This is a genomic window from Zhongshania aliphaticivorans, assembly GCF_902705875.1.
Classification (GTDB): domain Bacteria; phylum Pseudomonadota; class Gammaproteobacteria; order Pseudomonadales; family Spongiibacteraceae; genus Spongiibacter; species Spongiibacter aliphaticivorans_A.
The window spans coordinates 1,335,844-1,350,677 of the sequence record NZ_CACSIK010000001.1 but is presented as its reverse complement, the minus strand read 5'-3'; the positions used below and the strand labels follow the sequence as shown (position 1 = coordinate 1,350,677).

General features: G+C 46.4%; 13 protein-coding genes and 3 tRNA genes. 3 read left to right on the top strand and 13 right to left on the bottom strand.

Annotated elements, in window-relative coordinates:
* Window positions 1-14 precede the first annotated feature (14 nt).
* The 6 genes from AELLOGFF_RS06120 to AELLOGFF_RS06095 form a co-directional block, all read right to left on the bottom strand.
* Window positions 15-647, bottom strand: a complete 633-nt coding sequence (locus tag AELLOGFF_RS06120; protein ID WP_235035728.1) for a phosphoadenosine phosphosulfate reductase family protein — start codon at window positions 645-647, stop codon at window positions 15-17.
* 214 nt (window positions 648-861) lie between these two features.
* Window positions 862-3,519, bottom strand: a complete 2,658-nt coding sequence (pepN, locus tag AELLOGFF_RS06115) for an aminopeptidase N (RefSeq protein ID WP_159267840.1) — start codon at window positions 3,517-3,519, stop codon at window positions 862-864.
* Window positions 3,520-3,537: 18 nt separating this feature from the next.
* Window positions 3,538-4,377 (bottom strand): DUF2797 domain-containing protein, encoded by an 840-nt coding sequence (locus AELLOGFF_RS06110; protein WP_159267839.1) that lies wholly within the window; start codon window positions 4,375-4,377, stop codon window positions 3,538-3,540.
* Window positions 4,378-4,381: 4 nt separating this feature from the next.
* Complete coding sequence (locus AELLOGFF_RS06105; protein ID WP_159267838.1) at window positions 4,382-4,654, bottom strand: YeaC family protein; 273 nt, start codon at window positions 4,652-4,654, stop codon at window positions 4,382-4,384.
* A 61-nt stretch (window positions 4,655-4,715) separates the two neighbouring features.
* Entirely contained in the window at window positions 4,716-5,570 is an 855-nt protein-coding gene (locus AELLOGFF_RS06100) for a rhomboid family intramembrane serine protease (RefSeq protein ID WP_159267837.1), read from the bottom strand.
* Complete coding sequence (locus tag AELLOGFF_RS06095) at window positions 5,563-6,456, bottom strand: NAD(+) kinase (RefSeq protein ID WP_159267836.1); 894 nt, start codon at window positions 6,454-6,456, stop codon at window positions 5,563-5,565. The genes AELLOGFF_RS06100 and AELLOGFF_RS06095 overlap by 8 nt, the downstream gene beginning before the upstream one ends.
* Window positions 6,457-6,615: 159 nt before the next feature.
* Here AELLOGFF_RS06095 and AELLOGFF_RS06090 point away from each other — a divergent pair, with 159 nt between their 5' ends.
* Window positions 6,616-7,500: a DUF1853 family protein gene (locus AELLOGFF_RS06090; protein WP_159267835.1), complete on the top strand. Its 885-nt coding sequence runs from the start codon at window positions 6,616-6,618 to the stop codon at window positions 7,498-7,500.
* On the opposite strand, the gene AELLOGFF_RS06085 is transcribed toward AELLOGFF_RS06090, so the two are convergent.
* The 5 genes from AELLOGFF_RS06085 to AELLOGFF_RS06065 all read right to left on the bottom strand — a co-directional run bounded on the left by AELLOGFF_RS06085 (window position 7,497) and on the right by AELLOGFF_RS06065 (window position 10,241).
* Window positions 7,497-8,375, bottom strand: a complete 879-nt coding sequence (locus AELLOGFF_RS06085) for a 1-aminocyclopropane-1-carboxylate deaminase/D-cysteine desulfhydrase (RefSeq protein WP_159267834.1) — start codon at window positions 8,373-8,375, stop codon at window positions 7,497-7,499. The two genes, AELLOGFF_RS06090 and AELLOGFF_RS06085, sit on opposite strands and share 4 nt — an antisense overlap.
* Before the next feature lie 35 nt (window positions 8,376-8,410).
* Window positions 8,411-9,748: a hypothetical protein gene (locus AELLOGFF_RS06080; RefSeq protein WP_159267833.1), complete on the bottom strand. Its 1,338-nt coding sequence runs from the start codon at window positions 9,746-9,748 to the stop codon at window positions 8,411-8,413.
* Between the two features lie 169 nt (window positions 9,749-9,917).
* Window positions 9,918-9,994 (bottom strand) — tRNA-Asp (locus tag AELLOGFF_RS06075).
* A 76-nt stretch (window positions 9,995-10,070) separates the two neighbouring features.
* Window positions 10,071-10,147, bottom strand: a tRNA-Asp gene (locus AELLOGFF_RS06070).
* 18 nt (window positions 10,148-10,165) lie between these two features.
* Window positions 10,166-10,241: transfer RNA gene (locus AELLOGFF_RS06065), tRNA-Val, on the bottom strand.
* 260 nt (window positions 10,242-10,501) lie between these two features.
* Between AELLOGFF_RS06065 and queD the strand changes: the two genes are divergently transcribed.
* Together queD and AELLOGFF_RS06055 are read left to right on the top strand one after the other, a co-directional pair.
* Window positions 10,502-10,858 (top strand): 6-carboxytetrahydropterin synthase QueD, encoded by a 357-nt coding sequence (queD, locus tag AELLOGFF_RS06060; RefSeq protein ID WP_159267832.1) that lies wholly within the window; start codon window positions 10,502-10,504, stop codon window positions 10,856-10,858.
* 599 nt (window positions 10,859-11,457) lie between these two features.
* Entirely contained in the window at window positions 11,458-12,417 is a 960-nt protein-coding gene (locus tag AELLOGFF_RS06055) for a porin (protein WP_159267831.1), read from the top strand.
* Between the two features lie 61 nt (window positions 12,418-12,478).
* On the opposite strand, the gene AELLOGFF_RS06050 is transcribed toward AELLOGFF_RS06055, so the two are convergent.
* Both AELLOGFF_RS06050 and AELLOGFF_RS06045 read right to left on the bottom strand, forming a co-directional pair.
* Window positions 12,479-14,116, bottom strand: a complete 1,638-nt coding sequence (locus AELLOGFF_RS06050) for a SulP family inorganic anion transporter (RefSeq protein WP_159267830.1) — start codon at window positions 14,114-14,116, stop codon at window positions 12,479-12,481.
* Entirely contained in the window at window positions 14,113-14,781 is a 669-nt protein-coding gene (locus tag AELLOGFF_RS06045; RefSeq protein ID WP_159267829.1) for a carbonic anhydrase, read from the bottom strand. The genes AELLOGFF_RS06050 and AELLOGFF_RS06045 overlap by 4 nt, the downstream gene beginning before the upstream one ends.
* Window positions 14,782-14,834: the final 53 nt, after the last annotated feature.

Genomic DNA, 14,834 nt, shown 5'->3' with positions numbered 1-14,834 from the left:
TACTGCCGCAGTATTTAAGCAGAGGTATGTAAACCGCATTCGCGGTTTTCTGCCACCTTGGTAGGATCAAAATAATGTTTTGCCGACGGTAAACTGTGCTCACTCATGAACGCCAACACATCGGCCTCTGTCCAGTAGAAAAGCGGGGCCACCTTCAAAATACCGCGACCATCCCAAGACAGAACATCCAGGTTTTGTCGAAATGCCGTCTCTTCTTTACGAATTCCCGTCACCCAAATTTTGGGAGCTAAATCAGCGAAGGCACGATTAAACGGCTCAAGTTTCACCTGACGGGTAAACTCCTTGTGTAACTCAGGGTTATCATCAGGGTGCGGAATTCCCCCCATAATTGCATTGCGGTGTTCAGCGGTTATTTCGGGAATATAACGTTTTAAATTGGGCTTTAGCTGTTTTATCAACTGCTCTGCAACACGGTAGGTATCCGGCACATTGTAGCCACTATCCGCCCATACCACCGGCATTTCAGGGGCAATATCGGTAATCAACTTGAGCATGACGGCTGCGTTTGGTGCAAAACTTGTCGACCCCATAATGGGTTCGCCAAGTGACACTGCCCACCGAATAATATCGGCTGCCGATTTATTGCGAAGCTCAGCATTTAACGCATTTAAGTCCAGATCCATCATTTCCATCAGTTCAAGTGTAAACAGGATCGCAACTCTAGCATAAAACGCGAAAAAAATAGAATAAAATCTTTAAAATCATACACTTATAACATAAGCATATATTGTTATAACAAATATCGCAGTTAGTGCAGTCAACTATACAAGCTATAAATCACTGAAAATGGTAAGCCCAAGGCTAAAAAAAGTAACGCTCTTTTAGCCTTGGCAATCTGGCTTAAGCTGCCTCGTAGTCCTGCAAGCTTTTCGACACCACCTCATACACATCGCTAGACAACTCAGGTTCGCTAAGAATTCGCTCTAATTCTGCATACATAAGCTTTTGCGCCGCAGGTAAATACTTGCGCCACTTAGTTAATGGCACCAATAAACGAGACGCTATTTGAGGATTGCTACGATTCAACAAAAGTACTTGGTCGGCAAGGAAGCGATAGGCGGCACCATCCTCGCTATGGAAATTAACCCCATTTTGACCACAAAATGCACCAATCAACGCCCGCACTTTATTCGGATTACGAATATCGAAGGCTGGGTGAGACATTAATTCCTTAACCGTCTTTAACGTTCCCGGCAAATGACACATAGCCTGTACCTGGAACCATTGATTAATCACCAATGGCTCATGCTGCCACTGCTGATAGAAAAGCTGTAAGGCCTCAGCCTTGTATTCTGCGTCACTATTCACGAGGCAGCTCAATGCCGCCAATCTATCCGTCATATTGCTGCTGGTATCAAACTGCGACACCGCCAACTGAGTGAAGCGATCTTCCTGTAATAGCATCAAGAAAGACAGCGCAGTGTTTTTTAAACTGCGACGCGCGATTTGCTCCGCAGTGGCTGCATACTCTTCATTGCTTTGACAGCGAGAATAGCAAGCCATCAATTCATCTTTAAGTGCGTTTGCCAGTGCTTTTCGCACCGACTCACGGGCAAGATGAATTCCATGCACATCAACGGGATGAATGATTTCAGCTAAATAAGCCTCTGAAGGCAGCTGTAACATCAAGGCCACCATGGCTGCGTCTAATGAAGTATCTGCCAATATATCGCGACACACATCGATGTACTCAGGCTCTAATAAAGCGGCCTGGGTAGCTATTGCAGATTTTATTTCAAGCAAACCTAGATGCTGACTCGCATCCCAGCGACAGAAACCATCACTGTCATTACGCATAAGTCGTAAAAGCTGGGCGCGACTATAATCGAATACCAGTTTAACCGGCGCTGAAAACCCGCGTAATAAACTGGGTACCGGCTCTTCTTCAACATCCTTAAACACAAAGTCTTGCTCGGCAAGACTAACGTTTAACACACGTTCAGTGTTATCGGCAGTCTCAATATCTGCCTCCACACCATCTAAATTGAGGGGAAGTTGTCCTGCCTCGCCGATCAGAGCAACCGCCAAGGGAATATGGTACGGCGCTTTTTGCGGCTGCCCAGGAGTTGCTGGACAAGACTGCTTAACAGAAAGGGTATAGGTCTTTGTTTGCTCATCGTATACACCACTTACCATTAATTGTGGCGTACCCGCTTGAGAATACCAGTTACGAAATTGCTGTAAATCAATACCGCTGGCATCCTCCATCGCTAACACAAAGTCTTCACAAGTTACCGCTTGACCATCGTGACGATCAAAATACAAATCACTGCCTTTGCGGAACAACTCTGGCCCCAGCAAAGTATGAATCATGCGAACGACTTCAGCGCCTTTTTCATAAATTGTAACGGTGTAAAAATTTGAAATTTCTATGAACGAATCAGGACGGATTGGGTGCGCCATTGGACCGGCATCTTCTGCAAACTGCGCCGTGCGCAGCAAGGTAACATCTTCAACCCGTTTTACTGTAGGCGAGCCCATATCAGAAGAAAAAGCGGCATCGCGAAACACCGTGAACCCTTCCTTTAAGCTGAGCTGGAACCAATCTCTGCAAGTAACTCGATTGCCCGACCAGTTGTGAAAATATTCGTGGGCAACAACACCTTCAACACGCTGAAAGCCTGCATCTGTGGTAGTTTCAGGTTTAGCTAACACACAGGAGGTGTTGAAAATATTAAGGCTCTTGTTTTCCATTGCCCCCATATTAAAATCGTCAACAGCGACAATATTAAAAATATCAAGGTCGTACTCTCTACCGTACACCTCTTCATCCCAGCGCATTGCGTTCTTAAGAGACAGCATGGCGTGATCACATTTATCGAGGTCTTTTTCCTCGACATAGATTTTAAGATCAACACACCGACCATTCATCGTCACAAATTGATCGTCAACCACCGCCAATTTGCCTGCCACTAAAGCAAATAAATACGCCGGTTTTGGGAAGGGGTCATGCCAAACCGTTTTACTTTTCCCGCTAGCCTGCTCCTCACTTGACATTAAATTGCCATTTGAAAGCAATACCGGATAACGCTCTTTGTCAGCAATAATTTCAACTGTAAACACCGACATTACATCTGGTCGATCAAGGTAGTAGGTGATTTTCCGAAAGCCCTCGGCCTCACACTGGGTACAGAACATACCGCTGGATTTATAAAGCCCCTCGAGCGAGGTATTCTCTTGCGGGCGAAGCCGTGTTTCACAACTCAAACTGAATGACGATGGAACATTGTCTATAATTAACTCTTCACCGCTTTGCGACCACTCTGCGTCACTAAGCTGACGACCGTCAATTGCCAAAGAAATCAATTCAAGCTCTGTTCCATGAAGCTTTAACGGCGCCCCTTGCTCGGCGGCATCCGGATTACGCCGCATCGCTAAAACAGAACACACCGAGGTACTGTCCTCCCCTAACTCAAATTGCAAGTGAGTGCTGTCGATCAAAAAATCGGGGACACGGTAATCACTTAAAAAGATCGTACTTGGCTGCGCGTCGCGCATGAAACTACTCCTGATTGTCTATAGTCCACAACTTAATTCAATGTGGTATCCGGCGTATTTACGAATATTAATTACGCCATTATCAAAGATAAGGTACTGCCCTTTTATCCCCATTAAAGTGCCTTCTATTAGCGGGACCTTATCTAGGTTAAATGATTTAACTTTTAAGGGATAAGTTTCAACTGGAAAGCGAATATGCTGGACAGTGGCATCATCAATCGCTTGAATCGCCTGTATGCCATTTTGTGTTTGTAAATCAGTAATACCCGCTTGGCAAAGTTCCATTAATTCATCTCGGCGTGCCGGCAAATCAACCTCACTCGGCTCCCCCTTTAACATTGCCTGCCAGCTGGTTTTATCAGCTACATGTTGTTTAAACAAGGTCTCAACCAAACCTGACTGCAAACGGTTACTCACTCTAAAAATCGGCAATGCCGCGACTGCGCCCTGGTCAATCCAGCGTGTTGGAACTTGTGTCCCACGGGTAATTCCCACCTTCACGCCAGTCGAGTTGGCCAGATAAACAATATGATCCCTGAAGCAGTGACTTTCGCCCCATTCAGGCTCGCGGCAAGTACCCTCAAAATAATGGCATTTCTCGGGGCTAACGATACAGCTGTCACATTGTGCCAATCGCTGAAAACAGGGGTAGCAATAGCCCTGACTAAAACTCTTTTTGGTTAGTCGTCCGCAATGAATACAATTTATTTGCTGACGAAATTCAAGACGAAGAGAGCGACCAATTAAAGGATTCATCTCTACAAACTCATCACCGATTGGCATGCTATATAAAGCACAATCATCAACCAAGCGAGTTTTCATTTTTGCGACAGGGCCAATATAGGAAGAAAAACTCATTTATTTATTCTGCCCACTTTAATACTTGATCTGCATCATTGTCGTGATGATCGTCACCGCAAACCTCACCTTCAGCTTTGCTGCCACGATCAATAAAACCAACGCGCTCATGCTCGTCATTCATCTTTAAATCATAGGCAATAACACCGGCCATGCAGTGCTCACGCTGCTCGGCGGTTAACAACCTGCCATCGGGCCACTTACCAATTTCTACCGCGCGCTTTAAACCTTCGTAAATTGTCGGCGTAATATTGTCCACCAATTGTTCAAAATCCATCACTCTCTCGCTTTCATCGGCCGTCAGGGTAAAATACGGCCAGTAATTATATACCAAAACATCAGCCAGGCTTACGGTCTAGCAATGCTGCGGCAAACCCCAAAATAAGACCTAACACTAGGCCACTAACGTGGGCAGTATTCGCGACGGCGCCCACACCTAACAACTCAGTAAAACCGGCTATGCATAACAGAAGCCAAACCAGCATCACTATTGCAACCCCTTTCACCAACGGAAAAGCCTGCTCCGGCCGCATGCGGTTCCAAACCACGATATAACCCAGCAGGCCATATATCACACCTGACATCCCACCAAACAGCGACACACTACTCATAGCCTGAGCGATATTTGAGCCCGCAGCGACCAACACAAAAATACCAATAATACGCACCGCCCCCTGGCGGCGCTCTATCATCCCACCCAGTTCCCACAACCAAAGACTATTAAAGACGATATGCATAAAGCCAAAATGGAGGAACGCAGGTGTAATCACTCGCCACAACTGACCAACGGGCCAGTCACCACGCAATGTACCGTCAACAATATAAAGCTGGTAAAAACTCAAATAAGATAAGTATTGAAAATTGCGATCAAGCACGGGCAATAAAGCACCCAAGAGACTTAACACAAGTAAAACAGCTATCACTGGCACAGAGGATAAACGCCGATACCAAGTATCGCTGGACCCCAGCGTAGAAGTTTGTTCTCGCATTACTGGCTGGATATCTACCTCACCCGTTTGCAAGCCTTCGTAAAGGGCCCGTGCTTGCCCGGCATGACTTTCCGAAGCAAACCAAACCACTTGCATTCCGCGCTCTTCTGCAATGCGATGTGGTATAGAAACCTGCCAAAGAAGCGAAGAAAATTGAGCTAAATCTGTATTTAAGGGCAAGCGCAAGCCCACGACCTCAGACATCAGTGTCCTCTTTTCCGATATGAGTACCCCAGCCCAATTTGTCTCGACAGCTTGCATAAAAGCTATGATCTAAGGGGTGAACCAATCGCAATTTATGTGGCTTTTTACGAACATGAATTACATCACCCGGCTGGGAAGTAATTTTCACCTGACCATCACAGGTCACCGGGGGGCGCACCACGTTATTTCGCCCTACCACCATTTTAATTTCACTTTTACCGTCTATAACGATTGGGCGGCTACTAAGGGTATGGGGAAACATAGGCACAATTGCAATCGCATCAAGGCGCGGATGCATGATTGGCCCACCCGCTGACAGTGCATAGGCTGTCGACCCTGTTGGAGTAGCAATAATTAAACCGTCAGAGCGTTGTCGGTAAACAAACTCGCCATCGATAAACAATTCAAACTGCATCATATGGCCAGATGTACCTGAATTTAACACCACGTCATTAAGGGCATCACCTCGACCTACTGGTTCCCCGTCCCTAGTTACCTCAACATCTAATAAAAATCGCTTTTCCAGACGATAGTGGCCATCGAGTACAGAGCCGACTTGGGCCTCAATCTCATCGGGCGAGATATCCGTTAAAAAACCTAAACGTCCACGGTTGACACCTAACACCGGCGCACTGTGACGAGCCAACATTCGCGCAGCGCCGAGTAAGCTGCCATCACCACCTACGACAATGATAAGATCGCAGACTTCACCAATCATACGACGGGAGCTCACCCTTAAATTATGTTCTGGGAGCAACTCAGATACAGCCTCATCAAGCACTATGCCGAGCTCTCTCATTTGTAAAAATTCAACTAGACGCACAAGGGTTTCAGCAACACCGTTGCCTTCCCGCCCTATCACACCTATATTGCGAAACTGTTCCATAATACCTACTGCCGGTTACCAAGCGATAATTATACTAGAAGCCTGGGCGAGTTGGGTGCAATTGCGGAGTTTGGAACAGAACAAGCTATAGCCGCAAGTAAAATCCCGCAGTTTTATGGCAAGATTAACCACCATTCGATAAAAAATTAGCATTGGAGTATGGCCATCAGCACTGCCGCAGCACCACAGTTTCAATCGCCACTTGTTCGCGCTTTAGCATGGAGCTGCTTTAGTGAAACCTTGATCACGGAAATAACCACCGCAACAAAAACCATTTCACGTCCGCATTTCCCCCTGACTCAGCATCGTTTGCAGTGGCTACACACCCTTGATAACAACAATCTTAAGCTCAAAACCTATTTAAACGAGCACTGCCATAGCACTCGACTGGGCTTAGTCTTTGAAAGCTTATGGCATTTCTTTCTTCAAGAAGACCCCGACACAGAACTCATCGCCCACAACATACCAGTACGCAGCAATAAGGTTACTCTGGGAGAATTTGACCTGATCTATTATTGCCACCAATCAAATAGATATATTCATTTGGAACTTGCCGTTAAATTTTTCCTTGGCATTAGCAATAAACAATCGCCTCCTGGACTAGACCAGTGGTTTGGACCGAACCGCGCAGACCGACTAGACCGCAAGTTAGCTCGCCTGAGCCAACACCAACTCCCCCTTGCTTATACAGAAGCAGGCCAAGAGGTTATTTCCACATTTGGTATTGAAGATTTTGATCAAGAGATACAGGTAAGTGGCACTTTATTTCACGATCGTAGCGATAATGCTGAGTACGCGGCATTAAACCCCAATCACCAGCGCGGCGACTGGCTGAATATCAGTGAATTTGAAAGCGAACAAAGCCAATGTTCAGCAAAAGATAAATGGCGCTATATAGAAAAACCTAGCTGGCTGGGTGCCGAATATAATTCGGCCACACAATTATCAAAGACGCATTTAGAGATGGCGAGGCAAAAGCCTATTATGCTAATTGATGCCCAGCAACAACGGCGCTTCTTAGTTGCTGACGATTGGGCGAGCTAGCTCAATGCTAGACCAAAGCCTCTCCGCCCCTGCAAACCACCGGTATGTATCATCAATATTCGACTCATTGCAGGGAATTCATCATATTCAACCATGTGATGTACAGCATAGCTCGCTTTAACCGTGTAAACCGGGTCGAGTAATACACCATACTGTCCTTCAAACATTTGCATATATTCAGCCATATACGACGGTAGGCGCGCATAAGCTCCGCCATGAAACCGATTATCAAGCCTCCAATTTCCTGGATCACCACCTAACTCAGATAACAAATTAGAAATATCGGAGGCCATAAATTTTTCAGCCTTCAACACCGGCACACCAATAACCTCGACACCTGCGGCAACCTTTGACGCAACTCCAGCCAAGGTCGTACCAGTACCACACGCCAAAACAACAGCGGTGTACTCACTAGCAGCCCCTGGAATAAGATCGACAATATCGCGACAGCCAATGGCCCCCAAGGCATTCCCCCCACCTTCCGGTACTAAATACGATTTGGGGTAATGGTCCAATAGCTCAGCAACAAAGGCAGCATCATGACGACGGCGATAATCAGAACGACTTAAATAATGGAGCGTCATCCCCCACTGCTGGGCATCGTATAGTGTTGGTGTTATTTCAGATTCTTTATCCGCCCGCACACAAGCGATGGTTTCAAGCCCCTTAGCCTTTCCCATTGCTGCCAATGCATGCAAATGATTTGAAAACGCACCACCAAAACTAAGCAATCGCGTAGCCCCAGCAGACTCTGCGGCAAGGAAATTCGGGATTAACTTGAACCACTTATTACCCGGAGCAAGGCTATTAAGCACATCCAACCGAAGCATATCTACTCGCACACCCTTAGGCGAAGTAAACACATGCTGTATCACAGGCTATACATCTCCAAATCTGACCAAACGACCCATCACAATCCTGACGTGCTGTGCTCACAGCAACGGTCCGATTCACCAACTCGAAACAACATCGGTCGCATCACTTTCTTTATAGGCTGACCACAATATTGCATATCGCCGTCAGTCGCTCTGCATATGGGTAGGCGATAATGGGATAACCAATCACGATAATGCTCATCTGAGACCTCGCACCGCAGAGCAACATAGGCAATTGGATCACGAAGGTATTCCGGCATCTCCTCTTGAGAAATCACCAAATGCTCAACGCCGGGATGATAGGCCACAAAAACCACACCTTGCTCTACCATCGTGTTTAACAATTTACCATCGCTATCCACCATTAATGATCTGTTCTGCTCTCTTAGAGCGCTCAGCTCTCCTCGCAACTCTACAATTTCAGTTGCTCGGTCATACAATTCACGTTCTCGCTTATGCAGAACATCGTCTAAAACAAGCGCCTGCTCTTTTAACCTTCGCTCCAACTCCTCAGCGTACTCCTTACGCAGCTCCGTCATCTGAAGATTATAATCCTGCCCACCTTTCTCTAGTAAATGCTCGAGCTCTGCGGTTTTTTGATTCATCAAACGCTGTTGCCGTTCTAATCGCGCCTGGGTTTGAGCTTCAAGCTCTTTTAGCTCATCCAACTCAGCTCGCTGCTTTTTTATTAACAACTCACGATCACTAAGCTGGCGAGTAAAGTCTTCGGCCTGCAACTCCAACGCACTGTCGAATGCCTCAGCTTGGGTAGCAAGCCGTAACTGCTCAGCATGGCGAATCGCGCGTAATTTCTGCCGGTAACGACGATGGAATACTGGCACTGCACTATCTTGCCGAAAAGAAGCCTCATTACGCGGCGGAACACCGGTATGCTCTTTGAAAAAATCTGCCACGGGCGCCGCTAGCGATGGAGCGCCACTCCGCTCTGCGATAAGACCTAAACGATTACGTCCTATCGCCATGCTTAGCTGACTAAATGTCCCACCTACATTGGTATCAGGATCCCATAATTGACGACGATACCAAGCAACTGGACACGCGCTTCGGCACGCAACACGTATTAAGCCCGCTCCCAAATCAGGACCGTAGCTAGCATGATCCAACAGGTGACGAAGCGGAATATTCCAATGCCCTGCTACTCGCCCCCTGACATCAAATGCGATACTAAAAAATACGACACCCGTAATACGCAAGCCATCATCTATCTGAGTAAACGCAGCTTGAACCTCGGTATTAGCAAAATCCGGAATACCAACAACATCATCAAGTACCGCCTCAAACTCTGCAAAAAACATTTCCTTCACGACAACATCGTCATCAAAGAAAATGACCGCCTCCGTTAACGCGCCCAAAATGAACCTCCACTAAGGTTTTACCATAACGCTCAGCAAGCTAAATAAGACTCCATCGCCAACCTTACAAATCTTCACATCAACAGAAAGAAGAGAACAGGCATGCGAGTAATAGTCATTAACAAAAGATAATGACAGAAATAGTGAGTTACATATAGAGAAGAGAAGTTGGCGGACCGGACGGGACTCGAACCCGCGACCTCCGGCGTGACAGGCCGGCATTCTAACCAACTGAACTACCGGTCCAGATATACGCACACAACGTAGGAATTGAATATTCGCACGAGATATGAGGAAAACAGGGAGGTCAATAATTTAAAGTTGGCGGACCGGACGGGACTCGAACCCGCGACCTCCGGCGTGACAGGCCGGCATTCTAACCAACTGAACTACCGGTCCGCATACTTTACACGATTATGGTGGGTGATGACGGGATCGAACCGCCGACCCTCTGCTTGTAAGGCAGATGCTCTCCCAGCTGAGCTAATCACCCTCTCAATCGAGTGAGGCGCATTCTACAGTAATCACTTTCGGTGTCAAACACTGTACCGTGTTTTTTTACATTTTCTTTAAAAAAAAGCTATAACACTGATTTTGCTCATTTTTTACTCAATATTACGCGCAAGATTCTCCTCCACCAAACAGTGCATGCCCAGCACGCTGTACAGTACCGCTTTTGCTGATTACCATTGGCGCCAACTTTAAAACACCACCTGACAATTACTGCCTACATTAAAAGCCGAGAATCAATTCGTGGAAATATACAAAGAATTTACCTTTGAAGCAGCGCACCGCCTCCCCAACGTCCCAGAAGGACATAAATGTGCCCGCCTCCATGGGCACAGCTTCTTGGTAAGAATCTTTATTGCGGGAGACATAGACCCACAAACCGGCTGGATAATGGACTTTTCAGAAGTTAAACAAGTGTTCGCTCCAATTTACGAACAGCTGGACCATCATTACTTAAATGACATTCCCGGCCTACACAACCCAACCAGTGAAAGCATTGCCATTTGGATTTGGGAACAGCTCAAGCCACATTTAAGCGCACTAAGTCAGGTCGAAATCCGTGAAACATGCACCAGCGGATGCATTTACAGGGGGGAGTAGCTTTTTGCTTAACGCCCCTCTTTTGAACATATTTTAGAGCACACCCAGCAATAAGTAGAAATACGTAACAGGTAACATAACTTAGGTCTTGACGTAACACTTATTCACAGATAAGGGGCAAAACCCCATTACATACACTTTAAACCACAAACCTAACGCCAATAATTCAAATAGACACATAAGTCATTGATTTATAAATATTTTTTAAAAATGACTATTTTTTGAACAATTTGTTAAACCGCCGACTAACTCTCTCTTTCCTGCCATCACCTACAAGTTACCCACCAAGTTATCCACAGATACTGTGGACAATTATCTAGCCCAATAACAGCTGCAAGACGTTACTACAAGCACTATTTGGCCTTAAATTAGTAATACACCACCACACACACTACTGCACAAATAAACCAACCTGCCATCATGCTATTACCGTCATCCCTTACCCCCCCTCTGTATTAAACGCAACTCACTACCACTGTAATAATTACGTAATACAGTTGCCGCAATTGTCATAAAACTGTAATAAAGTGGCGTGAAATTTAAAGGTTACCGCCTCCAATAAATACACCCCATGTAATCAGCCCTCGAACAGAACCCTTATGAACAAAGTCCTGCTTTTAACTGCAATGATGATTGGCCACCTTTTTGTGTACGCCGACACCCAATTCTATGGCCAAGCAAATATCTCTTATCAAAAAACTCACACTGAAATCAGCGCTAACTCGGATCAATGGGAGCTCAACAGTAATTCATCGCGTATAGGCATCAGGGGCGAAATACCTGTAGATAACAGCGGTATCAGCGCGTTTTATCAAGCCGAATACGAAGTGGCCTTTGACGACGGCGAAGCGACGACCGACGAGACATTCAAGCAACGAAATACATTCATAGGCGTAAAAGGAGAATGGGGTACTGTATTAGCCGGACACACTGACACCGCGACCAAGGAAATTCGTCGCCAAGTAGATTTATTTAATGATCTAGCGGTCGGTGATGTAAAAAACTATATGAGCGGTGAAAATCGAATGAAAAACACACTCCGCTACCACACACCACGTTTGTTTGAACGCTTCAGCGGTAGTGTCGCTGTTGTTTCCGACGAAGATAGTAATCAAGATAACAATGATGGATCGACCATTTCACTAAGCTACCAACACAACAAATTTATACTCGCCGTCGCCCACGATGAAGATATAAACGAGCAAAACCTTAGTCGTGCTATAGCTCATTTTGAGACTGGCGATTTTGGTATTGGCGCTCTAATTCAAACTGCTGAAAACACGGGTTCCGACAGCACTAATCGCGATGAAGTAGCCAGCCTGCTCAGTTTGGAGTATCACGCGACAGAAAAGCTCGACTTAAAAATACAAACAGGACAAGCCGACATCGAGCTTGATAATAATGATCAGCAATTTAAGCAAGTCGCCATTGGCATCGACTACAATCTCAACAAGTCTGTAATGGCATATGGTTATGGTGCAGAAATTACGCGTAAAACTAGTGGAGCTAGCACGCTAAAAGATCGAACGGCAGGGGTTGGCATGGTCTTGCGCTTTTAATCACACAAAATAGGATAAATGCCGAGGCAAGCTTAAGCTCACCTCGGTAATCAGTAAAAGATTACGTAGCGGGAACACCGTGGTCAGCTTCAACCTCTACACGGGAAGAACTGACTCTCGCGGCAGCCGATTGCAGCGCTTGAAGGCGGCTCGCAAACACCCCGTCACCAGGCAAACCACTATTCATCCCTTCCAGCACCTTTTGAACATCACTGTTCATGCCTGCCAAGTAGAGTAGTTTTCCACTGCTGGCAGCATCATTAGCGATGGTTTCTACTGCCAATACCGCAGAAACATCTAAAAATGGCACTCTTGAGAAATCAAGAATCAACACGCGTGAGCCAAGCTCACTGTGCTCACGAACATGATGCCCGAGGTCTGCCGCTGCACCAAAGCTCAGTGGACCACTGAATTCAAATAGCGCAACAGATTCTCCGCACGACGCTAAGCATTCTTTTTCAATATCAGAGTCCAAGTTTTCAGGTGTGTTTTTAATACTCGCTATCTGCAACTGTCCCACTTGCTTAACAAATGCTAGAGCCGCTAAGACTACACCCGTTGCCACGGCTGTTATCAAATCCACAAAGACCGTTAGCGATAATACCAATACCATTAACGCTAGATCCCAGCGAGGCCCATGATTAGCTCGCTTCAAATAACTCCAGTCAATAATATCCAAACCCACTTTGACCAAAATACCGGCCAAAACCGCAAGCGGAATCATCGATGCCAGCGAGCCCAAACCAAGCACCACAGCCAATAACAATAACGCATGCACCATCCCAGATAGGCGCGTCTTACCTCCCGAGCGAATATTAACAACTGTCCGCATCGTCGCGCCGGCACCCGCAATACCACCAATTAAACCAGCAACGGTATTACCAATACCCTGACCAATTAGTTCGCGATTACTATCATGCCGCTGACGGGTCATATTGTCTGCCACTAGCGATGTTAACAGGCTGTCAATCGCGCCAAGTACGGCCAAAATAAACGCAGCCTCAATGACTAATAAGGCTTTACTCTGCTCAAAAACGGGCCAGTGAAGCGAAGGAAGTCCTGAAGGGATATCACCCAACAACGGCACGTCTAGAAAATAGAGCGCGAATAAGGTACCAAAAATCAGCGCGGCAAGTGGGCCAGGCAAATATTTTCCCGCTTTTGCAGGCCAAAAGAAAACCAAGGCCAATGTAACCAAACCAAGAGCGAGATTGGCAAAATCAATATCCATAACCGCGCCAGGTAACTTAGCCATTGCGCCCAAAGGGTTCCCAGGGGAGCTATGACCCAGCAAGGGCCCCATCTGTAATATGATGATAATTGCCCCAATGCCCGTCATAAAACCAGAGATCACTGGGTAAGGGACAAGACGAATGTATTGTCCCACTCCGAGAAAACCAAAAACAATCTGAAAAACGCCGGCCAACATAACCGCAGTAAATACCAGCGCCACATCACCAGATAAACTGGCGAACAAGCCTGCTAATACTACGACCATTGGCCCAGTAGGCCCTGATATTTGGGACGAAGTGCCACCAAACAAGGCAGCAAAAAAGCCTAGCGCAATGGCACCGTAAATGCCTGCCATAGGGCCTAGTCCCGAGGCAACACCAAGTGCCAAGGCCAGAGGCAGTGCGACCACCCCCGCCGTAATACCTCCGGTAATATCCCCAGTTATCGTATCGCGATTGAACTTCATGCGACCTCTCCCTTGCCTTGAGCCAAGCCTTCTTCCAGCTCTAAACTGTATGAAGAGTCCATTATTTCAAACTTCTTTGTCTGCTCGTTGTAGCATTCAACTGCGCCGCTACCAATATTGTAAATCCAGCCATGTAAGCGAACTCGACCACTGGCTATTTTCGCCGCAACCGCAGGGTGAGTGCGCAGATGCTGTAATTGCAGTAGCACATTTTCCTCGGCAACCTCTTCTAGATGACACTTATCTAAGTGGCCGTGACGCTCTTTGACAACTTCACTCGCAGCCCGGCAATGCCCTAACCACTCTTTAACATGTGGTAAACCTTCCAGAGCGTCAGGATTAAGTGCACCTTTCATCGCACCGCAATCGCTATGTCCACAGACAACAATGTGAGACACCCCTAGAGCCGCCACAGCAAACTCAATGGATGCCGTCATGCCACCGGTTTGATTACTATGCGGCGGTACAACGTTGCCGGCATTACGGCAAATAAACAAATCACCAGGCTGAGTTTGTGTCAGTAAATTTGGGTCAATTCTTGAGTCTGCACAGGTGATAAATAGCACCTCAGGGTTTTGTCCATTAGCCAATTTGCGGAACTTAGCTTCATTATTGGGGTAAACCTCTTTTTGAAATTTCGCAACGCCTTGAATTAGCTCTTCCATGTCAGATCCTCGTAAATTACTAGTCAGAATTAATATGGAGTGGATTATGCTTT

Coding starts and splice junctions, on each gene's coding strand:
- AELLOGFF_RS06050 (WP_159267830.1), bottom strand. CDS start 14,116: ATGAAGTTCAATCGCGATACGATAACTGGGGATATTACCGGAGGTATT.
- AELLOGFF_RS06110 (WP_159267839.1), bottom strand. CDS start 4,377: ATGAGTTTTTCTTCCTATATTGGCCCTGTCGCAAAAATGAAAACTCGC.
- AELLOGFF_RS06045 (WP_159267829.1), bottom strand. CDS start 14,781: ATGGAAGAGCTAATTCAAGGCGTTGCGAAATTTCAAAAAGAGGTTTAC.
- pepN (WP_159267840.1), bottom strand. CDS start 3,519: ATGCGCGACGCGCAGCCAAGTACGATCTTTTTAAGTGATTACCGTGTC.
- AELLOGFF_RS06120 (WP_235035728.1), bottom strand. CDS start 647: ATGATGGATCTGGACTTAAATGCGTTAAATGCTGAGCTTCGCAATAAA.
- AELLOGFF_RS06100 (WP_159267837.1), bottom strand. CDS start 5,570: ATGTCTGAGGTCGTGGGCTTGCGCTTGCCCTTAAATACAGATTTAGCT.
- AELLOGFF_RS06055 (WP_159267831.1), top strand. CDS start 11,458: ATGAACAAAGTCCTGCTTTTAACTGCAATGATGATTGGCCACCTTTTT.
- AELLOGFF_RS06105 (WP_159267838.1), bottom strand. CDS start 4,654: ATGGATTTTGAACAATTGGTGGACAATATTACGCCGACAATTTACGAA.
- AELLOGFF_RS06090 (WP_159267835.1), top strand. CDS start 6,616: ATGGCCATCAGCACTGCCGCAGCACCACAGTTTCAATCGCCACTTGTT.
- AELLOGFF_RS06095 (WP_159267836.1), bottom strand. CDS start 6,456: ATGGAACAGTTTCGCAATATAGGTGTGATAGGGCGGGAAGGCAACGGT.